The following is a 16,564-nucleotide window of genomic DNA, read 5'->3' as shown; positions in this document are numbered from 1 at the left end:
CTCCTCCTCATGAGCCGGCCCGCACGTCGGGGGCGGGCGTCGAGCTGACGTAACGGAGCGCGTCCTCAAGGCTGATGACGTCGCCGTACTTGGCCTGGATGTCGAAGAGGGCGGCGTCCGCGGGGCCTTGGGCCCGGTCGCCCACGCATGCGCGGGGCACCAGCACCGAGAAGCCCGACTGGACGGCGTCGACGGCGGTGGCTCGCACACAGCCGCTGGTGGTGGCCCCGCACACCACGGCGGTGTCGCAGCCCAATCCGGTCAGGGTGCCGGCGAGGTTGGTCCCGAAGAACGCGGAGGCGCCCTTCTTCACCACCAGCACGTCGTGTTCGGGCCGCATGGGCAACCGCGGGTCGACCGCCACCGCATCGCCGCCCTCGACGAGCCCCCGCAGGCCCGGCGCCTTGCGCAGCCAGGCGATCGAGTCTCCGGACGCCTCGGCCTCGGTGTAGGCGATGGCGGTGAAGATCACCGGCACGTCGGCCGGACGCCCCGCCTCGATCAGACCGGCGGTCGCCGACACGACCTCGGTGAGGTCCGTGCCCGAGGGGTACGAGTCCTCGGTGAAGCCCCTGGTCAGGTCCACCACGACGATCGCCGGGCGGCTGCCCCGCCGGACCGGGGAGCCGAAGCCGGCCGTCTTGTAGGTGCGTTCGGTGCCGGCACCGTAGAGTCCGGCGCTCATCGACGCCTGCCCAGGAGCCAGCCCTGGAAGAGCCCGAGCAGGAAGGCCGCCCCGACCGGACCGTACTTCTTCAGCACCGGGCCGGCGATCAGCGACAGCCCGTCGAGTTCGGCGGAGGCCGCGGCGGGCACGACGGCCGCGGGAGTGGACTCGGACGAAGCGGCAGCGGCCGGGCCCTGCGCACGGTTCTGGGTGAGGAGGAGGTCGCCGAGGTTCTGTGCGAACTGCTGGAGGATCCGGTCGGACACCGTGGCGATGGCGCCCTTGCCGAACTGGGCGATCTTGCCCCGGATCACCAGGTCCGTGTTCAGGTTCAACTGCGCGCCGTCGGGGGTCGGGAGCACCTCCAGGAACACCTCGGCCTCGGCGTCGCCGCTGCCGTGCGTATCGGCGCCGCTGGCGTGGACGCGCAGCCGCCGCTTCTCGGTGTCGACCTCCAGGAAGCGCACGGTGCCGGCGTAGGCGGCCGTGATCGGGCCCACCTTGACCTTGACGGCGCCGCGCCAGGCGTCGCCGTCACGGCCCTCGAGAGCGGCTCCCGGCATGCAGGACGCCACTCGCCGGACGTCGCTGATCAGGGCGAACACCGCGTCGGGCGCGGCTTTGACAGGAACGGTGTTGGTCAGTTGCACGGAGTCTCCTCGGAACACGCGGCCCGCTGGGCGCGCCGGGCGGTCGCGCAGGCGTCGATGGCCTCCACGATGGTCTGGTAGCCGGTGCACCGACACAGGTTGGCGGCGACGACGTCCCTGATCTCCTCCTTGGTCGCCTCGGGCCGCTCCGCGAGGAAGCCTTCGGCGAGCATGAGGAAGCCGGGGGTGCAGAAGCCGCACTGCAGGCCGTGGTTGTCGGTGAAGGCCCGCTGGAGGTCGCTGAGTCCGCCGGAGCCGGAGTCGGCGGCACATGGCCTTCCCTCGTCGGCGAGGGACTCGACGGTCGTGATCCGCGCCCCCTCCGCCTGGGCGGCGAAGATGAGGCAGGCACGGGCCGGGAGCCCGTCGACGAGCACGGTGCACGCGCCGCAGATGCCGTGCTCACAGCCGACGTGGGTGCCCGTCAGTCGCAGGTCGTGGCGGAGTACGTCCACCAGGGTGCGGCGCGGCGCGGTGATCACCTCGTGCGAGGTGCCGTTGACGTCGAGGGTGAGGAGCTGGACGTCGTCGCCCAGGCCGCTGGTGTCGGTCATGGTGTCTGCTCCAGTGCTGGTGCCGGCGGTGTGGGTGCCGCCGAGGTCAGGGCGCGATGGACGGTCTCCGGTGTGACGGGCGTGTCGTCCAGCTCGACGCCGGTGGGGCGCAGCGCGTCGTTGACGGCGTTGAGTACGGCGGCGGGGGCCCCGATCGTGCCGCCCTCCCCCGCGCCCTTGGCGCCCGTCTCGGTGAAGGCGCACGGGGTCTCCAGGTGGTGGATGGAGACGTCGGGGATCTCGTGGGCGGTGGGCACCTTGTAGTCCATGAAGCTGGTGGCCGAGGGCTCGCCCTGGTCGTCGTACGTCACCTGCTCGAACAGCGCGCCCGCGATGCCCTGGGCGATCCCGCCCCGGCACTGGCCCTCCACGACCTGCGGGTTGATCGCCACTCCGCAGTCCTCGACACAGACGTACGCGAGGATCTCGACCTGGCCGGTGCCCTCGTGCAGTTCGACGACGACGCCGTGCGTGGCGTTGGAGAAGGTGCCGTCGCCGAAGACGTCGAAGACGGCGGTGGCGGCGAGACCGGGCTCGATGTCCTTGGGCAGCAGGTGCGCCTTGAGATAGGCGATGTCGGCCAGGTGCTCGTACGCGAGTGTCGTGTCCGGGTCGTGGAGCCGGCGGACCCGGCCCCGGTCCAGTGCGGTCTCTTCCGGCGAGACGCCCCACTCGGCGGCGGCGATGGCACGGAGCTTGTCGCCGAGCCTGGCCGCCGCCAGCCCCACGGCGCTGCCGCCGACGACGATCGAGCGGCTGGCGAAGCTGCCCCAGCCGTAGGTGACACGGTCCGTGTCCCCCTGATGGAGCTTGACCTTGGCGAGGCCGACGCCGAGCGCGTCGGCGACGATCTGCGCCATGGTCGTCTCGTGACTCTGCCCGTGGCTCATGGTGCCGGTGGTGACGGTGACCGCGCCGCTGGTGTCCATGCGGACCTCGGAGAAGTCGAAGCCGGGGACGACCTCCATCTTGCGTGCGGCGAAGGCGGCCGAACCGTACCCCGTGCGCTCGCTGAAGCAGCTGTAGCCGATGCCGACGTGGCGCCCTTCGGCACGCGCCGCGGCCTGCCGCTCGTACCAGCCGGCCTCCTTCAGGGCCTGCTCGCACAGGTCGAGGGATTCCAGGTACGAGCCGGGGTCGTAGGTGATGCCGTTGACGCCCGTGTAGGGGAACTCGGTGATGACGTTCCGGCGCCGGATCTCCAGTGGATCGAGGCCCAGTTCGCGTGCGGCGCGTTCCATGAGCCGCTCGGCGACCATCACGTACTGCGGGCGGCTCACGCCCCGGTAGGGGGCGGTGGGCGCCTTGTTGGTGGTGATGGCCCGGCCGCGCACGCGGTAGGCGGGCACCTTGTAGACGCCGGGCATCTCGGCGGAGGCCATCAGAGGCTCGATGCCGGCCGTGAACGGGTAGCAGGAGTAGGCGCCCATGTCGCAGACGACGTCCGCGTCGAGAGCGAGGATCCGGCCGTCGGCGTCGAAGGCGGCACGTGCGGTGTAGTGCTGTTCGCGGGCGAGGAACGACGCGGACAGCGCGTCCTTGCGGTCCTCGATCCACTTCACGGGCCGTCCGAGCCGTCGCGCCGCCGCCGCGGTGGCGATCTCCTCGCGGCCCACCGCGCACTTGAGCCCGAAGCCTCCGCCCATGTCCGGGACGATCACCCGCACCGCGCGCTCGTCGAGCCGCAGGCAGCGCGAGGCGACGGTGCGCACCTGGTGCGGGACCTGCGTGCAGGTGTGCAGGACGAGCTGTTCCTCCCGGTCGTCCCAGTGCGCCACCGCACCGCGGGTCTCCAGCGGCAGCGCGTTCTGCCGGCCGGTCCTCGTCTCCACGTGCACCACGCAGGGCGCGCTGTCGAAGACGTCGTCGATGCCCTCCGTGGCGAACAGGGAGACGTCGACGAGGGTGTTGTGCGCGGCCTCGTCATGGACCAGGGCGGCGCCGGGCGCGAGGGCCTGTTCCTCGCAGGTGATGGGTGGGAGTGACCCGTAGGTGACCTTGGCGGCTTCCAGGCCGTCTTCTGCCGTGTACGGGTCGCGGGCGACGACCACGGCGATGGGCTCGCCGACGTACCGGACCCGGTCGCGGGCGAGGACCGGCATCGCCGTGGGTACGAACTCCGATAGCGGGCGCCCGAGTTGGGCCGTGATGTCGCCCATCTCCAGGTCGGCGGCGGTGAACGCGGCGACGACGCCGGGCACTCGGTACACGTCGGTCAGGTCGACGCCGGTGATCACGCCGTGGGCGACCGTGCTGCGGACGAACTGCGCGTGCAGCATGCCGGGCAGCTCGATGTCGTCCACGAAGCGGCCTCGCCCGGTCAGCAGCCGAGGATCCTCGCGGCGGGCCACCGACCTGCCGACCAGACGGTCGTCCTGGGGGGACTTCATCGGGACATCGCCTCCTCACAGGCGCGTTCGACAAGCGTGCGGATGAGGTGTTTGCGGTACCGCGTGCTGCCGTTGGCGTCGCCCGGCGGGTCCACCGCGGCCGCCGCCGCTTCCGCGCAGTCCCGGAAGGAGCCGCCGGCGGCCAGCGCCGCCTCGGCCTCGGGGACCCGTACCGGCATCGCGGCGACACCGCCGAGGGCCACCCGGCCGCCGCGGACCGCGGCTCCGTCGGCGTCCAGGTCCACGGCGGCTGCCACGATGGCGAAGTCACCGCGGCGCTCGGCGAATTCGGTGAGCGCCGCATGGGGCGCGGGGCGCGGGAAGACGATCTCGGTGAGGATCTCGTCGGGCTCCAGAGCGGTCGTGTAGTAGCCGTGGAAGAATTCTCCGGCCGGGATGCGACGCGGACCGCGCGGACTCCGGACCACGATCTCGGCGTCCAGCAGTACGGCGAGCAGGCACCACTCGGCCGTCGAGTCGCCGTGTGCGATGCTGCCGCCGACCGTGCCACGGGTGCGGATCGGCAGATGGCCGATCCACGCCATGGCATCTCGGATGACGTCGAAGCCCGCCCCCAGGCTGTGCCGCTGGGCGTTCTCCACCGTGTGGTGGGTGGTGAGCGCCCCGATGCGCAGCCCGCCTTCGGCGCCGACGCCCAGATGGTCCAGCTCGCGCAGGCCCGCGATGTCGACCAGGTGCGCCGGCCGGGCCAGTCGGAAGTTCATCATCGCGACCAGGCTCTGGCCGCCGGCGATGACCTTGGCTTCGTCGCCCAGCTCGGCGAGGAGCGTCGTGGCGCCTTCGACGTCGCGCGCCCGGTGGTAGCGGAAGGGAGCGGGCTTCATGCTTCTCCTGTCGTACGGAGTCGGACGGGCAGGTGGGCCCGGTCGGGCGGGCGAGCCCTCAGAGCACCGCCCGACCGGGTGCCGGTACCGGGACGTCCAGCCGCTCGGCTCCCGAGGGGTCCTCGGCGTCGTCGTCGGCGTCGTCGTCGAGCGCTCGCCCCTTGGTCTCGGGCGCCGCGACCGCCGTCCAGACGACGGCCCCCACGACGGCCAGGGCGAGCACGGCGAAGGTGAGCGGCAGCCCCAGCAACGGCCACATGACCGAGCCGAACAGCAGGGGGGCGAAGCCGGTCAGCACCCGGCTGAAGGACGATGCCCAGCCGAAGCCGCTGGCCCGCAGCAGCGTCGGGTACAGCTCGGACACGTAGGCGTACATGGCCGGGATGGTCAGCTGCATCAGGAAGCCGAAGACGGCGATGGCGACGACGGATCCCGTCGGCATGTCCATCATCAGCGCGAACGCCACCAGGGCGAGCGCGGCGAGCGGGGCCGTGACTCCGATGAGCCACTTCCGGCCCACCACGTCGACCAGCGCGGTGGACACCAGGACTCCGAGGATGCCGACGCCGCTCATCAGCGTCGTGCTCATGAAGGCGGCCGTGTCCCCGAGGCCCTGCTCCTTGAGGATCGACGGCATCCAGCTCAGCGCCGCGTAGTAGACGAGCATGACGCCGGCGAACAGCAGCCAGGCGGCGGAGGTGATGCGGGGGCTGAACCTCCAGACGTCGCGGAGCTGTTCGTAGGCTGCCCGCGGCCCCCTCGACCCGCTCTCCTCCACCGGGGCGGGGATGACATACGGCTCGACCGGCGCTCCCGTGCGGACGACCAGATCGTCGATGACGGCGCGGGCCTCGGCCTCCCTCCCCTTCTTGCTCAGGTAGACCGGCGACTCGGGGATGCCCCGGCGCACCCAGAAGAGCAGCAGCGCCGGAAGGCTCATCGTGGCGAGCATCCATCGCCAGTTGTCGTCGAGTGTCAGCATCATCGTCGACACCAGACCGCACAGGGTCACGCCGATCGGCCACCACACGTCCAGTGCGGTGAGGACCCGGCCGCGGTACTTCCTCGGCGAGAACTCCGCCACGAGGGCGTAGTCGACGGGAATGCAGCCGCCGAGTCCGACGCCGGCGACGAACCGCAGGGCCAGGAAGACGGCGTAGTTCGGGGCGAAGGCGCCGAGCACCGAGAACAGCGCGAAGATCAGCAGGGTGACGCTGAACGCCTTCTTGCGGCCGATGCGGTCCGCGATCGCGCCCCAGACGACGGCGCCCAGGGCCATGCCGACCAGGTTGGCGGTGGCCACGAGGCCGCGCTGGGAGAGCGTCAGATCGAAGTGCGCGCCCAGCAGCGGCATCAGGAAGCCGTTGAGGGCGATGTCGTAGGCGTCGAAGAGGTAGCCGAGGCCTCCGATGATGAAGATCTTTCCTTGGACCCCCCATCTCCATGGGAGGTCCTGGACGATCTGGTCGCCTGTCTTCACGTTCGCTCCACGGGGGTGTTCGAGGGGGACGCGCCCGCGCGGGGCGGACACCGGGGGTGGATGAGCGGGGGGCTGGGGGTTGCGGGGAGGGGCGGGCCCGGGTGACGGGGTCAGCGGGCGAATCGGTAGTCGTACGCGCCCAGATCCGGGTCGTTGAGCGGGGTGCCGCTCCACAACCAGTCGTAGGAGACGTCGGACTCCCCGTCGAAGCCGCGCTTGAGCAGCTCGTCGCGCGCCTCCTGACGAGGGCCGTCCGGGTAGTGGTAGAAGGTCTTGTTCTGCAGCGAGGCGTCCTGGACCATGCCGGCGTGCTTGGCGCGCCGGTCGACGTAGCGGCGCAGCGCGAGTTCGGTGCCGTCGACGGTGGTTCGGCCCAGTTCCTCGGCCAGGACCGCGGCGTCCTCCATGGCCTGGGAGGCGCCCTGTGCCTGGTAGGGCAGCATGGCGTGGCAGGCGTCGCCGAGGAGGGCTACGCGGCCGTCCATCCAGACCGGGTCGCGGCGGCGGTGGTAGAGGGCGAAGCTCATGACGTCGTCCTTGGCCTTGGACAGCATGGCCGCGACGCGGTCGTCCCAGCCGGGGTAGGCGTTCACGAGCTCGTCGGCGCCGGCCTGGGCGGTCCACTTCTCGGCGACGTCGTCGGTGCACGGGACACAGCCGACGACGTTGAGGTACTCGCCGCCGCGGATCATGTAGTGGACCAGATGCCGTTCGGGGCCGTACCAGATGGTGCTCTGGAAGCGGTCCATCAGGAATCGGGTCGCCGGATCGGCGGCGATGAGATCGCCCGGGATCAACGCGCGGAACGCCATCTCACCGGAGAAGCGCAGTGTGTCCGGGAGACCGATGAGGTCGCGGACGCGGGAACGGATGCCGTCGGCGCCGATCAGCACATCGGCCTCGAAGCGTCGGCCGTCCTCGGTCACCGCGGCAGGGCGGCCGGGGTTGCCGCGGTCCAGCGCGGTGACCGTGCTTCCGGTGTGCAGCTCGACGACCGGTCCGGGACCGTCCGGGTCGACGCAGGCGTCCGTGAGGACGCCGTGCAGGTCCGCACGGTGGTAGTGCCAGTACGGGGCGTTGTAGCGCTGCTTGCAGGCGTCGCCGAGCTGGGTCAGCCCGATGATGCCGCCGTCCTTCCACCTGCGCCGCACCTGGTCCTGGGGCTCGGTGTGGATGGCTTCCAGCTGCTTGCGCAGTCCGAGGCCGAGCAGGATGCGGCTCGCGTTGGGCGCCGTCTGGATGCCGGCGCCGATCTCGCCGAACTGCGGAGCCTGTTCGAGCACGGTGACGCCGAGGCCCCGCCGGCGCAGGGCCAGCGCGGCCGTCATCCCGCCGAGCCCGCCTCCGACGATGACGACTTCGAACGATTGCGTGGATGCCATGTGTTCTCCAGATGCGGGTGTGGCAGTCGTGATCAGAAGTCGACGAGTCGGCCCGCGCTGACGACGTCCTGGTCGTCGACGGACACGGTGCAGCCCCGCATGGCGATGTCGAGGTGCGCGTACGACTCACGGCCGAGCACGGGGTGCGGCCCCGTGGACCAGAGGAAGTTGCCGGCGAACGCCCGAGCGTCCATGCCCATCAGCTCTTCCTTGCCGTAGAGGGCGGTGGCGAACCAGTCCGCGGTGCGCATCAGGCCCCAACCCATGTGGGACAGGCTGCGCGCCCATTCGTCGTTCGCGTCGTCGAAGAACGTGTTCAGCAGATGGGCCTCGGCACCGCCGGAGACCTTCTCGATGCGCCCGGCCGCGATCTCGAGGGTGACCGGCTGACGCACGTACTCCTTGAACGGCAGCAGGATGTCGCCCTCGGCCAGCACGATCCGCCCGTCGGAGAACTGCGGCCAGCAGAGCACCATGGTGCTCGGCCAGTGGTCCCAGCGGCCCGGGTCGTCGGCGAAGCCCACCTGGAACTCGGGCTTGGAGCCCGGCAGTTCGACGGTCAGGTCGGTACCGGCCTCGGAGGTCACCCTCATGACGGAGGCGCTCTTCACCAGCTCGACGCCCCTGAGGACCTCGGCCTTGTCCTCCGGCTTGGGCAGGTTGCGGATCAGGACGTCGGGTGCGTCGCAGACGAAGAGGATGCGGGTGCCGGTACGCAGGATCTCCTGCTGGAGGGGGGCGTGGATGAAGCCCTCCCGAGTGAGGTCGACGACGAGGTCGGCGGACTTGAGCAGCTCCTGCGCGGTGCGGTCGTTCAGCACGGCGGTCAGACCGGGACCGGCGCCCGTGTGGGTGCTGTCGGTGGGAGAGGGGTTGCCGCCGGGCACGGTGGCGGCGATGACGTGCGCGCCACAGGCCTTCGCCGCACCGAAGGCGGCCCCGACGTAGTCACCGCGACTGCTCGGTTCGGACAGGACGACGACGTGCTCGTCGGGCGTGAGCTTGCACAGCTTCAGCTCCCGGGTGAACGCGTCGAGCAGATCAACAGAGGTGAGGTCGAACATGTCTCGCTCCTAGGGATGGGAGGTTGGTGAGACGGTGGTCGCCGGTTCGGGCATACGAGTGAGGGCATGGATCAAGCCATGCAGAAGGAGACCGACGTCGTGGTGCGCGGCACTCCGGAGCGCCGCCGACGGGATTAATCCGAGCACGTACGATCTCGGTCTGGCAAGGGGGTCGCCCCGATTTTGTTGCCGCCGCCCGCCTCGGCCTACGCCTCGATCGAAGATCAATCCGCCCTGACCAGGCGCTTTCCACGCACCCGCCCGGAGCTCCCTGACATCACCCCCGAACGGGCGATGTTTCCGCGCGGCACGAACCCTTGCGCAGAGGCATCCGTACGTGCTCGGATCATCTTCATCCGCATCCGGACCATGCGCCCGGCGCGCCATGCCGCTGGCTGATTCCCAACGGCGCACGCCACCCTGAGGAGGGCTTTGATGTCACCTGAGACATGGCGCGACCACGGCACTTCGCGCCCATCCGGCCGCGCTCGGGTGACGTGGGGGCGGCGCGGAGTCGTGGGACCGGGCCCCAACAACAGAAGCCCCGGACCCGCATGGGTCCGGGGCTGCATCAGGTCCGTCACGGGAGGGAGCAGGACGCCGGGCCGGAGGACGATGGGACCGCCGCCTGGGGTGCGGGTTCCAGAGGGGCCCACCATCCGATGAGGGCACCTTCCGCTTCGCGGAGACGGGCGCCGGCATCGGCATGACGCCGCCGCCGACTCGGCAGGCTCAGCCCGGCCGCAGTGCGATCGCCGCCGATGCGTGAGGCGAACGATCGCTTCCGAACGCTGGGGCGGGCCGTCCCTCACTTCACTGCAGGGCGACGACTCAACCCTGCAGGTGCGGACCGCCGTTGACCGTGAGGCGGCGACTAACCCTTCAGGTCCGGCTTCCATTCATGAGCCAGGAGCCCGAGCAGGACCTCGTCCAGGAACTCGCCCAGCACCCAGGCCGACGAGCGCAGTACGCCCTCGCGGACGAAGCCGTTGCGCTCGGCGGAGCGCAGCATCGCGGCGTTGTCCGACAGCGTCTCGATCTGCAGCCGCTGCAGACCGCGTACGACGAAACCGTAGTGGCACAGCACCGCGACCACGTCGGTGCCGTAGCCCTTGCCACGAGCGGCCGGCAGCAGTCCCAAGCCGATGTGCGCGGACCGGCTGTGGTTGTCGATGCCCCACAGCGTCGCGGTGCCGACCAGCGTGCCACCGTCCAGCTCGATCACGGAGAACGGGACGTGGCCCTGCTCCGTGTCGTCCACGACGAGCCGCGAGTCCTTCGAGCCTGGCGTGACCGGCCGCCACGGCCGGCCTTCGGCGCGCGACGCGTTCACCACGTCGTCGTAGAGCTCGGCCCGCAGGACCGGGATGTCTTCTTCGTGCCGGGCCCTGAGCCCGACCTTGCTACCCCTAAGCATGCAAGCTTCCTATCCGACCGGCCCGGCCGACGGCAAGCCAAATAGGTCCTGGCGGCGGAGCTGCGCCGCGAGCGGCAGAGAAGCGATGAGCCGGAGCGCCTCGCCCACACCGGCCCGGCTCGGGACGATCCTGCGGGCATCGACGGGGCCGCTTCACCCAACGAGCGTGGCGGCCACTGGCGCTGACACCGCGTGCGGAGCGTGACTTCCTCAGGCGCCAGGGGTTGATCTACGGGTAGTGCTTCCGCACGTGCCACCACCGCTGGGCGCCGATCGGTTGCCTCGGCCGTACCCAGCCCCGTGACTGGAGTTTCCATGCTGCGTTCCGCCGGCCTCGCCGTCTCCCTGGCTCTCGCCGCCGTCGCCACGGGCGCTGCCGCCACAGCCGCTCCTGCGCCCGAAGACCGCCTCACGCTGACCGTGGCCGACAGCGGCGACCCGGCCACCGACGGTACGTTCGAGCTCGACTGTCACCCGGCCGGCGGCTCCCATCCCGCTCCCCGAGCCGCCTGCGACAAGCTCGACGAGCTGACCGAGTGGGGTGCGGACCCCTTCGCACCGGTGGCGCCGGACACGATGTGCACGATGCAGTACGGAGGACCGGCCACGGCCCACGTCACGGGCACGTGGGCGGGCCGGCCGGTGAACGCGGAGTTCAAGCGGACCGACGGCTGCGAGACCGCCCGCTGGTCCAGGTTCGAACCCGTACTGCCGCACGCCGGAAGCTGAGCCCTCCACTGCACAGTTCAGACGTTCGAGCCGATCGCACGCACGTCTCGAACTAGGGACCGAGGGTCCCGAATATGCCGCAGGTTCTTTCATGCACAACCCTGTTGCACCGGCTCCCCCGAGTGGCAATGTGTCGGTACGCGGTCCTCGCAGTCCACCCCCGGAGACGGGATCGCACACGGCCCCGCCTGCCCCGAGCTGGCGGGGCCGCGCAAAGTCCCTCCCGACCTCCCCGCGGGAGGGCCTCAGCGCGCGCCCGGGCCCAATGTCAGACCCCGCTCGTACCGTCGTAAGCACGAGGCCGGGTCTTGTCGGCCACTGACGCACGGGAGCAGGTCGTGACTGAGATCAGCGTGGACCGGCAGCACCTGGATCATCTCCTGGCCGACAGCGCGAGCGCGTACGGATCTCCGTATCAGCGCGCGTTCGCCGAGTTGGCCGCGACGCACCGTGGCCGGCCCCCGGGCGAGATCCTGCCCCTGCTGCGCGCCGCCGCCGACCGTGCGCTGCTGGGCTTCGCCCCGGCCGATCTGCGCGAACAGGCCGAGGCGATCAGCACGGGCACCCCCTACGTCCTGCGCGTGCGGGTCACCGGCCACTGACCGGCCCCGGGTGGAGTGCGACCATTGGCCCGGTCTGCTGCCACCCAGGCACGAAGGCGATGAATCCCGAACTGCGGGAGGCACTGGCGGCACGGAGCCTCCCGCCCCAGGCCGACCGCAGCGCGGCCCCGTCGGGGCGCGTTCGCGGGACCCGCGCCGGCGTCATCCGGCGGGCGCCGACCGGCTCCGCGTCACGACAGGGCGAGGACGCAGAACTCGTGGCCGTCCGGGTCGACCAGGCACGTCCACGGGACGTCGCCCTGGCCGAGGTCGAGGTCGGTGGCGCCGAGGGCCCGCAGCCGGGCCACCTCCGCCGCCTTGTCGTCACCGGGGTACGGCAGCAGGTCGAGGTGGACGCGGTCGGGAACGGTCTTCACGTCGGGCGTGCGGAGGAACTCGAGATAGGGGCCTACACCCTGGGCGGAGCGCAGTGACGCCTGATCGTCGGTCACCTCGTGCAGTTTCCAGTCCAACGCCTCGCCCCAGAACCGGGCCATGGCCCGCGGATCCGCACAGTCGACCACCACCGCGGCGATCGGACCGGTGTCCCGGTAGACCTCCCGAGGCTCCAGCACACAGAACTCGTTGCCCTCCGGGTCGGCGAGAACCGTCCACGGCACGTCGCCCTGGCCCACGTCGACGGGGCTCGCACCGAGAGCCTGGAGGCGCTCGACCAGCTCCCTCTGATGGGCCGCGGAGGTGGTGGCGAGATCGAGGTGCGTACGGTTCTTCGCCGCCGTCTTGGGTTCCGGGACGGGTACGACGTCGATGCCGACGAGAACCGGGTCCGGCCAGACGAGACCGCCGACGGGTCCGACGTAGGTGGTCACGCCGGGACTGTAAGCACTCCAGCCAAGCGCCTCGGCCCAGAACCGGCCCACCGCCGCGCTGTCGAGAGCCTTGATGTTCACCTGAACAGGTCGCAGTGCCATGCCGGCAATCCTATGCAGCCGTACTGCCCGACATCCGCAGCTCCTGTCGCCGAACTCGGGCGACACCGCTCCCGCTGCCACACCCTCCCAGCCCCCTGCACGGGTTCGGCAGGCCCCGAAGGCCCTTCGGGGGCGAGGCATTCCGAGAGGCCTGCGGGCGGGAGCTCGTCGGCCGGACAGATCAGGTAGTGGTCCCCTACTTGATGCGGTCGAGGAAGCCGAGTACCCGCCGGTTGACCTGCTGTGCGGCCTGTTCGTCGTAGGACGGCAGGGTGCTGTCCGTGAACAGGTGCCTGTCTCCGGGGTAGAGGAACAGCTCGGCATCCGTCGCCGTCTCGACGAGCGCGCGGGCGGCGTCCACATCGCCCTCCCCGGCGAAGAACGGATCCGCGTCCATGCCGTGGATCTGGACCGGGACGTCCTGGGGCCAGGCACCACCGAACTCCGAGATCGGGACGCATGCCTCGAGCAACAGTGCGCCCTTGGCACCGGGGCGGGTCTGGGCCAGCTTCTGCGCCGACAGGACGCCGAGCGAGAACCCGACGTAGACGAGCTCCGCGGGCAGCCCTTCCGCGGCGGCGGTTCCGCGCGCCCTGATCGTGTCGAACCCGGCGTTCTCGGCGTAGCCGATGCCTTCCTCAAGGCTGCCGAACACCTGCCCCTCGTACAGGTCCGGGACGTGGACGGTGTGTCCGGCCCGCCGCAGCTGCTCGGCGAAGTCTCGAATGCCGACGGTCAGCCCGTGTCCATGGTGGAAGACCAGTACCTCAGCCATGTCGCTCCCCTCGTGCCGCGGTGCCCCGGCGGCACCGCGGCACGAGTATGGCCCGCAGCACTGACATCCGCGGTCCTCGGCCCGGCCGGACACGGCGCACCAGCCCCGGTTCACCGGCTGGAACCTGTCTCCTGAGGCATCAGCGAATTTCGGGCGACAGGACGGCGGGTCTGCCGGACGATGACGGCTGGTGGCGGGTCAGGACGACGTGGTGGTGAACGAGGCAGTGGTGACGGGGATGTTGCTGGAAGCGCTGGATGCCGTGGTGTGGGACGGGCTCGAGACAGGACATCCGACGGATCCGGTCGAGCACGTGTCCCGGGCGCTTCGTCGGCTCGCTCTGGCGGGTGCACAGGCGACGGCCGGGGACTGCGACCCGCTCTACTCGCTCGTCGCGCGGGACGGATGCGAAACGCCGTCAGCGGCGGCGGTTGCCCTGCCGTTCGTCATCGCGCTCGCCACCGACCCGGCCATGGGTGCGCGGGTCGAACTCGTCGAAGTGCTGGCGGCGATGCAGGCACCAGCCCTGACCGGCGAGGACTGGTCCGCGGCGTGGGCCCTGCTTGCCGATCCGGAGCCGGCGGTTCGGCGGGCGGCGATGTCGCTGGCAGTCGGGATCGTACGGCTGCTGGAGCGGTGGCGGGTGGAGGCGGACCCGACGGTACGCGTGCCGCTGCTGCTCGCCCTCGGCGAGGCGGCTTCCGGAGAGGCCGGGGACCAGGCCGACGAGGCGCGAGCGGTGCTGGCCGACGTGCTGGACGGCGATGACCCGGTCATGTGGGTCGCGGCCGTGCATGCCTCGGCGGAGATCGACCGGGAGCTGCCGGTCCGGCGGATGGACCGGCTGATCGAGGTGTTCTCCGACCTCGCACTGCGTCCACGGTTCGAAGAGGTCTGGTACACCCCGACCGTCGACGGCCCCTGGACCCGCGAGCACCTGGTGTGGTCGACGGTCTGGCTGCTCAGGCACGATCCCGATGCGGAACTCTCCTTCACCGTGGAGCTGGCCGAGGCGGCACAACGCTCAGGGGACACTCTGCTGTGCCGGGAGGCACTGGACGTGGCGTGGCGCATCCTCACCGAGAGGCGTTCCGCGGAGGCCGCCCTGCTGCCACTCGCGGGCGGGCTGCTGACCGATCCGGACGGCGCCGTGCGGCTGCGGGCGGCGAACATTCTCGCGGCGCTCGGCCCGGCGGCGGCTCCGTACGCCGACCGGCTGGCCGAACTGCTCGACGACGACGAGGCGGACGGGTACCTCGACGGCACTGTCCGGGAGATCGCCCGGTGGGCATTGACCCGGATCGATGACCCGCGCGCACTGCCGGGGCTGATCGAGCAGCTCCGCGCGCAGGAGGAGGAGCAGGGCCGGGCCTACGTCGTCGGTGATCCGAGACGGCCGGACACCAAGGACGTACTGATCCCGCTGCGCGCGCACGCGGACATCCTGATGCCCACGATGCTGGAGACGATCCGGCCGGGCAGGGCGCGAAGCAGCGCGACCCGCAGCTTCCTCGAAGTTCTGGAAGCCTGGGGCGGGGACGTGCTGTCGGCCGCCCTGCCCGATCTCGTCCCACTGCTGGCGGACACCCGGACCTCGACCATGGTGATGGGGATGCTGTCGGCGATGGGACCGGCCGCCGCCTCGGCCGCACCCGCGCTGCGCACCTGTCAGGTTCCGGACTTCCCCGGCGGCCACGCCTTGGTGGCCCTGACTGCCGCTCGTATCGGCGAGGATCGCGAGGCGGCTCTGCGGCTCGTGGGCGAGGCGGTCATGGCCTCGGAAGGAACCGGGTACTCGCCTATCAGCGCCCTCGCCGCGTTCGGTCGCGACGCGGCGCCCTACGCGGACCGAGTGCGGTCCGCGATGGAGAACGCCCCGTACTGGCACCGGCTCACCGCGGCGATCACACTCTGGGAGATCACGGGCAGAATCGAACCGAGCATGCGGGTCCTGGAGGAGTTCATCCTGCCGATCGCCGACGGCGCGGACAGCTTCTGGTCCTTCCGCGAGGCCCTCCGGACCCTGATCCGGATGGGCGAGATCAGCCCGGCGATCCGCGCCGCGCTGCTGACGGTACGGCAGTCGGAGCGGCGCCTGTCCGCGGAAGGGGGATACCCGATGATTCTCCGTGACCAGGAGCTGCGCGGCCTGGTCGAGGAGGCCCTCGCCTGCGCGGGCGGCGGCTCGGGCTCGACGGGCTGAATCGTCTGGCGATCCCTCGGGCGCCGCCGACGGCCCGTACCCCTCCCCTGCCCTCACCTGTCTCCGTACGAACGTGGCCGACGTTCCTCAGCGAGGGCGACGGCCCCGTCGTCCGCTCAACGGATGGCCGCCGCAGCCCACTTGGCGAAGCCCGCCACATTGTGCGAGCAACGCCATCGGGACTCTCCCTCCGACTCCCGGTCGGGGTAGTCGAGGTCCGCCCACTCGTACTCCGAGTCCCCGGCCAGCAACGACAGCAGCATCTCGAAGGACTCCAAGTTCCCGTCGACATCATCTTCGTCGCACGGATGAGTCTCGTGCCCGCACTCCTGATTCGTGCCGGACGGATCCGAAGCCGCGGCCAGCAACGCCGCCGCTGCTTCGTCGGCAACCTCGGGTTCGGCCTCCGTCGCCGCATGGCCGTACATCAACACCAGCCCGAACGTGAAGAACGCGGTGACATCCGGATCACGCGGCACAGCCGCCCGCGCCAGACGAAGCTGTTCCACGCACTCCAGCAGGGTCTCGTCGTGCTCACCCAGGAAGTACCCCTGGCGGATCGACTCCCAGTCCTCGGCCAGCTCTTGAGCATTCGCAATCATGATCAGGTCGACGTACGGCCGGGGAGCCCTGGTTCCCGATACGACTGTGAGGATGTTGGGGTGCCGCTCTGGGCGGTGGCCTGACTCGCGATACGACTGGCCCTGGTGCCTTGAGTTTGATCTGTCGGCCACTGCTCGGGGCGGTACTCGTTGCCGCCGGGCAGGGGACGTGTCCCGATAGGGGCCTTCGCGACAGGCACCGTCACAGTCTTGACCGCCCCCGGCCCGGCGACGGCCACCGGTTCCCGAGGCGATCAGGAGACAGGCGACCT

Annotated in this window: 15 protein-coding genes; 3 read left to right on the top strand and 12 right to left on the bottom strand. The window is 70.8% G+C overall.

What is annotated here, in order from left to right; translation table 11 throughout:
• Window positions 1-7: 7 nt before the first annotated feature.
• From ACFQ7Q_RS22995 to ACFQ7Q_RS22955, 9 genes are all read right to left on the bottom strand, one after another.
• The gene (locus tag ACFQ7Q_RS22995; protein ID WP_383558271.1) at window positions 8-685 is read right to left on the bottom strand and encodes an isochorismatase family protein; all 678 of its coding nucleotides are present in this window, start codon (window positions 683-685) and stop codon (window positions 8-10) included.
• A complete protein-coding gene (locus ACFQ7Q_RS22990; protein WP_383558268.1) occupies window positions 682-1,317 on the bottom strand; it encodes an SRPBCC family protein in 636 nt (211 codons plus the stop codon). Before ACFQ7Q_RS22990 ends, ACFQ7Q_RS22995 begins: the two co-directional genes overlap by 4 nt.
• Window positions 1,308-1,871, bottom strand: a complete 564-nt coding sequence (locus ACFQ7Q_RS22985; protein WP_383558266.1) for a (2Fe-2S)-binding protein — start codon at window positions 1,869-1,871, stop codon at window positions 1,308-1,310. Before ACFQ7Q_RS22985 ends, ACFQ7Q_RS22990 begins: the two co-directional genes overlap by 10 nt.
• Complete coding sequence (locus tag ACFQ7Q_RS22980) at window positions 1,868-4,261, bottom strand: xanthine dehydrogenase family protein molybdopterin-binding subunit (RefSeq protein ID WP_383558263.1); 2,394 nt, start codon at window positions 4,259-4,261, stop codon at window positions 1,868-1,870. Before ACFQ7Q_RS22980 ends, ACFQ7Q_RS22985 begins: the two co-directional genes overlap by 4 nt.
• Window positions 4,258-5,106, bottom strand: coding sequence for an FAD binding domain-containing protein (locus ACFQ7Q_RS22975; RefSeq protein ID WP_383558261.1), 849 nt, complete (start codon window positions 5,104-5,106; stop codon window positions 4,258-4,260). Before ACFQ7Q_RS22975 ends, ACFQ7Q_RS22980 begins: the two co-directional genes overlap by 4 nt.
• Window positions 5,107-5,164: 58 nt before the next feature.
• Window positions 5,165-6,586, bottom strand: a complete 1,422-nt coding sequence (locus tag ACFQ7Q_RS22970) for an MFS transporter (RefSeq protein WP_383558259.1) — start codon at window positions 6,584-6,586, stop codon at window positions 5,165-5,167.
• Window positions 6,587-6,696: 110 nt separating this feature from the next.
• On the bottom strand, window positions 6,697-7,968 hold the full coding sequence (locus ACFQ7Q_RS22965) for an FAD-dependent oxidoreductase (protein ID WP_383558257.1): 1,272 nt from the start codon (window positions 7,966-7,968) through the stop codon (window positions 6,697-6,699).
• A 32-nt stretch (window positions 7,969-8,000) separates the two neighbouring features.
• Window positions 8,001-9,032, bottom strand: coding sequence for a hypothetical protein (locus ACFQ7Q_RS22960; protein ID WP_383558255.1), 1,032 nt, complete (start codon window positions 9,030-9,032; stop codon window positions 8,001-8,003).
• A gap of 874 nt (window positions 9,033-9,906) precedes the next feature.
• Entirely contained in the window at window positions 9,907-10,449 is a 543-nt protein-coding gene (locus ACFQ7Q_RS22955) for a GNAT family N-acetyltransferase (protein WP_383558252.1), read from the bottom strand.
• Window positions 10,450-10,764: 315 nt separating this feature from the next.
• Here ACFQ7Q_RS22955 and ACFQ7Q_RS22950 point away from each other — a divergent pair, with 315 nt between their 5' ends.
• Both ACFQ7Q_RS22950 and ACFQ7Q_RS22945 read left to right on the top strand, forming a co-directional pair.
• Window positions 10,765-11,178, top strand: a complete 414-nt coding sequence (locus ACFQ7Q_RS22950) for an SSI family serine proteinase inhibitor (RefSeq protein WP_383558250.1) — start codon at window positions 10,765-10,767, stop codon at window positions 11,176-11,178.
• Window positions 11,179-11,516: 338 nt separating this feature from the next.
• On the top strand, window positions 11,517-11,780 hold the full coding sequence (locus ACFQ7Q_RS22945) for a hypothetical protein (RefSeq protein WP_383558247.1): 264 nt from the start codon (window positions 11,517-11,519) through the stop codon (window positions 11,778-11,780).
• Between the two features lie 191 nt (window positions 11,781-11,971).
• On the opposite strand, the gene ACFQ7Q_RS22940 is transcribed toward ACFQ7Q_RS22945, so the two are convergent.
• Together ACFQ7Q_RS22940 and ACFQ7Q_RS22935 are read right to left on the bottom strand one after the other, a co-directional pair.
• Window positions 11,972-12,712, bottom strand: coding sequence for a VOC family protein (locus ACFQ7Q_RS22940; protein ID WP_383558244.1), 741 nt, complete (start codon window positions 12,710-12,712; stop codon window positions 11,972-11,974).
• Window positions 12,713-12,908: 196 nt separating this feature from the next.
• Window positions 12,909-13,487, bottom strand: a complete 579-nt coding sequence (locus tag ACFQ7Q_RS22935; RefSeq protein ID WP_383558242.1) for a dienelactone hydrolase family protein — start codon at window positions 13,485-13,487, stop codon at window positions 12,909-12,911.
• 190 nt (window positions 13,488-13,677) lie between these two features.
• Between ACFQ7Q_RS22935 and ACFQ7Q_RS22930 the strand changes: the two genes are divergently transcribed.
• Window positions 13,678-15,690 carry a hypothetical protein gene (locus tag ACFQ7Q_RS22930; protein ID WP_383558240.1) on the top strand — a complete coding sequence of 671 codons (2,013 nt, stop codon included), beginning with the start codon at window positions 13,678-13,680 and terminating at the stop codon, window positions 15,688-15,690.
• A 116-nt stretch (window positions 15,691-15,806) separates the two neighbouring features.
• Here ACFQ7Q_RS22930 and ACFQ7Q_RS22925 read toward each other — a convergent pair whose 3' ends face one another.
• Window positions 15,807-16,292 (bottom strand): hypothetical protein, encoded by a 486-nt coding sequence (locus ACFQ7Q_RS22925; protein ID WP_383558238.1) that lies wholly within the window; start codon window positions 16,290-16,292, stop codon window positions 15,807-15,809.
• Between the last annotated feature and the right edge of the window lie 272 nt (window positions 16,293-16,564).

Source organism: Streptomyces sp. NPDC056527 (genome assembly GCF_042794475.1).
GTDB lineage: Bacteria > Actinomycetota > Actinomycetes > Streptomycetales > Streptomycetaceae > Streptomyces.
Note: the sequence above shows the minus strand (reverse complement) of the source record. Positions and strands in the feature narration are given on the sequence as shown.